Source organism: Kitasatospora sp. NPDC054795, from assembly GCF_053611565.1.
The window spans coordinates 1-4,564 of record NZ_JBSHAP010000259.1; the positions used below are offsets into that span (position 1 = coordinate 1).

Annotated in this window: 3 protein-coding genes and 2 pseudogenes; 3 read left to right on the plus strand and 2 right to left on the minus strand. The window is 76.1% G+C overall.

Going from position 1 to position 4,564, the window contains the following annotated elements; translation table 11 throughout:
- A pseudogene (locus tag ACWGJO_RS41090) lies at nucleotides 1-290 on the minus strand (NmrA family transcriptional regulator); the annotation flags it as partial.
- A gap of 393 nt (nucleotides 291-683) precedes the next feature.
- Here ACWGJO_RS41090 and ACWGJO_RS41095 point away from each other — a divergent pair.
- Both ACWGJO_RS41095 and ACWGJO_RS41100 read left to right on the plus strand, forming a co-directional pair.
- Nucleotides 684-2,063 (plus strand): hypothetical protein, encoded by a 1,380-nt coding sequence (locus tag ACWGJO_RS41095; RefSeq protein ID WP_452190894.1) that lies wholly within the window; start codon nucleotides 684-686, stop codon nucleotides 2,061-2,063.
- Nucleotides 2,064-2,120: 57 nt separating this feature from the next.
- Nucleotides 2,121-2,867 (plus strand): annotated as a pseudogene (locus ACWGJO_RS41100) (AAA family ATPase); the annotation flags it as partial.
- A gap of 65 nt (nucleotides 2,868-2,932) precedes the next feature.
- Here ACWGJO_RS41100 and ACWGJO_RS41105 read toward each other — a convergent pair.
- Nucleotides 2,933-3,766: an SDR family oxidoreductase gene (locus ACWGJO_RS41105; RefSeq protein ID WP_452190895.1), complete on the minus strand. Its 834-nt coding sequence runs from the start codon at nucleotides 3,764-3,766 to the stop codon at nucleotides 2,933-2,935.
- A gap of 161 nt (nucleotides 3,767-3,927) precedes the next feature.
- Here ACWGJO_RS41105 and ACWGJO_RS41110 point away from each other — a divergent pair, with 161 nt between their 5' ends.
- Nucleotides 3,928-4,404: a hypothetical protein gene (locus ACWGJO_RS41110; RefSeq protein WP_452190896.1), complete on the plus strand. Its 477-nt coding sequence runs from the start codon at nucleotides 3,928-3,930 to the stop codon at nucleotides 4,402-4,404.
- The last annotated feature ends 160 nt before the right edge of the window (nucleotides 4,405-4,564 follow it).

A 4,564-nucleotide genomic window follows, 5' to 3' on the forward strand; every position in this document is an offset into this window, starting at 1 on the left:
CCCACCCCGCGCTCCGCCGCCAACCGCGAGAACGCCCCCACCGCCTCCACCGCACCCGGGAACGCCAGATCCGGGTAGTACGTCAGATACGCCGCACTCACCCCCTCCAACGCCCCCTCCCACGTCCCCTCGTCGTGCCAGTCGAACGGCACCGCACCCGAACGCGACCCCACCCGCACCCCGTAACCCCGCGCCGCCAACCGGTCCGCCACCCGACGACCCGTCTTCCCCGTCCCACCGACCACCAGCACCACACCGGACTCGACCGCGAGATCCACCGCACCAGCCATCACAATCACCCTCACTCGGAGTAGGAGCCCTGCTCGGATCGTCGGACCGGCAGGGTTCCGTGAACCCCGCGCGTCCGTCCTCGTGTCCACCAGTCAAGGCCACTCCGGGCCGGCGAACCATAGCCTCCGCACTCAGCTCCATGCGCCAGCGTCTACGCCCCCGCGCGCGCCCTCCGCCCTCCACCAGAACACACCCGGGCCTCCCCGGACCACCCGTCTCGACCTTGCCTCCAGCGGCGCTTGAGCACCCGGCCGGGCCGCGGAAGGCCGAGGAGCGGAACGGCCGGGCGGCGCAACGGTGCGGCGGGCGACGGTGCGGGACGCTATGCTCCCGGCGATGACCACTCACGCTGCTCACAGAATGGGGGTCCCGTCCGCGAAGAGTGAGTGCTGATGCCCACTCACCCCGCGCACGGGAACGACGCCCGCCTCTCCTTCTGGCGGCGCGTACGCGAGTACGCCGTACCGCCCTCCATGATCGAAACCGCCACCTCCCGCCGCCTGTCCGGCGACTGGGCCGGGGCCTGCGCCGCGGCCAACGTCGAGGTCGACTTCCGCCTGCGGGACGTCGCCCGCGTCCACGGCCGGGAGCTCGCCGACCGGGTCCGGTCCGATCTCCGTTGCCTGGCCCCGGAGTTGCTGCGCTGGCACCTGCCGAGATCCGCCCCCGACGGGCTGCTGCGGCCCGGGCTCACCGTGCCGCTGGCCCGGTACCCGGGCGAGCCGCCGGTCTTCCTGGTGGTCCGCACACCGCCCGGTTGGGCGGAGTACGGGCAGCGGGTCGGCCTGGAGCTCTGGGACGGCTCCGGGCACGACGCCCGGTCGCCGCACCCGCGGCCGCGTCCCGGCCGCCGGTTCCGCTACGACCTGCACCGGCACCTCTGGGACGCCGGGCGCAGCGCGGAGCCGGCCGTCCGCTCCGGCGCGGCGGATCCGCCAACGGGCCTGCCGGGCATGGCCCTCGGCGATCCGCCGCTGCGCTGCGCCGTCGACCGCTGGGCCGCCGAGGCCGAGCTGCTGCTGCGCGCCGACGGCCTCCCCGCCGGTCCCGTCGTGGTGCGGCTCGGGCACCGGCGGCGGCTGCTGCTCCGGCCGGACGGGTCGACGGCGCAGGCCTCCGGGGACCTCTCGGGACTGCCGCTGCTGCCCGATGCCGCGACCTGGGTGCCGCCCGACCTCGACCTGCTCCGCAGCGGTGCGATCGAGGCCGGCCGGCTGCATCCGCTGGTCGCGGCCGCGCTGGCGCCCGGGCACCTGCCCGGCCCGTCCGCGCGGACCGGCGCCCCGCCCCCGGCCGAGCGGACGGTGGACTGCCGAGGGGCGCGCCACCGGATCGGGCTGGTCGACGGGGTGCTCGCCCCGCTCGACCACGCCCCGGCCGAACTGCGCCGCGAGGAGCTGCTCGCCGCCCTCTCCGGCACCCCGTTGCCCTGCCTGCGGGCCGTCGACCTGGCACACCGGAGACCCGGCCAACTGGACGGTGTGCGCGAGCGGTTGGACCACGGCGACTTCGCCGGGGCACTGGCCGTGGTCGAGGCCCTGCTCGGCCCGGAGGCGGTACTGCGCGAAGGGCCGCTGCGGGACGAGCTGGCGGCGGCCGCCGAGCGGCGGATCGCGTACGGCCTCTACCGGTCCGGGCTGACCGGGCCCGAAGTCGTCGACCACCCGTCGCCGCGCGTGCGGTACGGCTCGCGCCCGCACGGTCCGGCCTCCCGTCCCCGCCCGCGTCACGGCTCGTTCCGGGCTCATCCGCGCCTGACCTCGCTCCGCTGACCCCGGCGCCCCGCCGTTCACCACCGAAGCCCCTTCCACACCTTGAGGTGATCACCTATGCCCGGAACCGCCCTCCTCGACGCAGCCGGCTCCGACGCGGCCGGACTCGGCAGCGCCCACCCCGACCCCACCCGTCCCGGTTCCACTCGCCTCGACACCGCCCGCCGGCTGCTCGACCTGCTGGCCGACACCACCACCGAGCCGCGCGCCGACACCCAGCTGGAAGCGCTCACCCTGGCCGTCGCCGCCGACCTGCCCGTCCTGCTCTGGGGCGAGCCCGGCATCGGCAAGACCGCCGCCCTCAACCAGCTCGCCGAGGCCCTGGGGCTGCCGCTGACCACGGTCATCGCCAGCGTCCACGAGCCCTCCGACTTCTCCGGGCTGCCCATCGTCGGCGACGACCCGGCACAGCAGGGCGTCCCGATGGCCCCGCCGGACTGGGCGGTGCGCCTGGTGCGGGCCGGGCACGGACTCCTGTTCCTGGACGAGCTGTCCACCGCGCCGCCCGCCGTCCAGGCCGCCCTGCTCCGACTGGTCCTGGAACGGCGCATCGGTACCCCGCAACTCCCGCCCGGGGTACGGATCGTGGCCGCCGCGAACCCGCGCTCCTCGGCGGCCGACGGCTGGGAGCTCAGCCCGCCGCTGGCCAACCGCTTCGTCCACCTCCAGTGGGTGCACGACCACGAGGTGGTGGTGCGCGGCCTCGGCGGCGTCTGGCCCGTGGCCGCCCTGCCCCGGCTCGACCCGCAGGCGCTGTCGGCGGCCGTCGCGCTGGCCAGGCGCTCGGTGTGCGGGCTGCTGGCGTGACCATCGGCTGAGCGCCGGGGGGCGGGGCCGGGCGGGGCGTGTCCGGCCCGGGCGGGGGCTCGTCAGCGGAAGGCGGCGACGTTCTCGGCGACCCAGTGGTGGAACGGCCTGGCGGGGGATCCGGTGACCCGCTCGACGGTGTCGCGCACCTCCACCAGGCCGTCGTTGACGTCCCCGCCCGTCACGTCGAGCACCGCGTCCGCCGCCTCGGCTCCCAGGGCCTCGGCCAGCTCCCGCCGGGCCTCCTCCCGGCCGATCACCGCGAGGGGCACCGCCCGCCCGAGGGCCGCCGCGATGGCCGCCACCTGCTGCCGGGCCGTCACCCGCTCCGGCCCGGTCAGCGCGTACACCCGTCCCCGGTGGCCGGGCCCGGTCAGCGCAACCCGCGCCACCGCCGCGACGTCCGCGGGGTGGATCGTGGGCAGACCGGTGTCCGCGTACGGCACGCGGACCGTCCCCCGCTCGCGGATCGCCGACGCCCACCACAGGGCGTTGGAGGCGAACTGGGTCGGCCGCAGGACCGTCCACGCCATGCCGCTGTCCATGACCAGCCGCTCGACGTCCGCGTTCTCCCGGGCGGGGCCCAGGTGCGGATGCGTCTCGACGGTGACGGACGACACCAGCACAACGTGCTCGACACCCGCGCGGCGGGCGGCGTCGAGGATCCCGGCATCGGAGCCGATCCGCGACACCAGGAACAGCGAGCGCACCCCGTCGAGGGCGGGCGCCAGGGAGGCCGGGTCGGCGAGGTCGCCCTCGCGCACCTCCACGCCCTCGGGGAACCGGGCCCGGGCGCCGTCCCGGGTGAGGCCCCGCAGGGGGCCGGGCCCGCAGGCCCGCAGCTCCTCCAGCAGAGAACGTCCGATGTTGCCGGTGGCTCCGGTCACGAGAATCATGCGGTCTCTCCTGTCGCCCGACGATCGATCGGGTGAAGGCTAGAAGCTCAAGCCGACTTCAGGTCAAGGAGGCCGCCGACGGCAGCGCCGGACCCGCCCTCCACCGGCCGTGCGACCATCCGACGGGTAAACGCCACGACAGGACGGAGGAGGGAACCCCGGTGACCGAGACAGCAGCGGCCGGTGCGGAAGGCTTCGAGCCGGACGAGCACGTGCGGTTCGCACGCTACCGCCGGGCCTTCGCTGACGTGGCGCCCGAGGACGCGGCCGCCCTCGCGGCCCGGGTGCTCACCGACCCCGATCGCCCGATGGCGAGCTGCGCGGTCTGCGAGTACCTGGACCGGCGCGCGGCGGAACTGCTGACGGACCCGGGCTTCCCGGCCTGGCGGCGTGAGCTGGCGGGAGCAGTCGCGGCCGACGCGTTCGCCGCCCGGCGCCTGCGGGACTGGGCGCTGCTGCGGGCGACGGCCCTGGACGAGCCGTGGGACGAGGAGCAGCTGCTCGCGGCGGAGAACTGGCTCCAGGGACGCCTCGCCGGGGAGTCGACCGACCGGGCCACGCTGGACCTGCTCGCCGGGAACGGCCGCACCCGGCGCACCCGCAACATCGCCAACTCCCGTCTGCGGCAGATCCGGTAGCGGGCGGAGGGAGTCCGGGTGGAGGGGCCCGGTCGAACATGGTGCGCCGGTGACCGTCGACGCCGTCATGGCCGCCGGCCTCGACGCGTGGACGGCGGTGCGGTGGCCCGGGGTGTCCTTTCCGTGGGTGCCGCGGGAGGGGGTCGAGTGGCTGCTGGAG

Excerpts from the sequence above, each read along its gene's own strand:
- ACWGJO_RS41105 (WP_452190895.1), bottom strand. The coding sequence starts at position 3,766 with ATGATTCTCGTGACCGGAGCCACCGGCAACATCGGACGTTCTCTGCTG.
- ACWGJO_RS41095 (WP_452190894.1), top strand. The coding sequence starts at position 684 with ATGCCCACTCACCCCGCGCACGGGAACGACGCCCGCCTCTCCTTCTGG.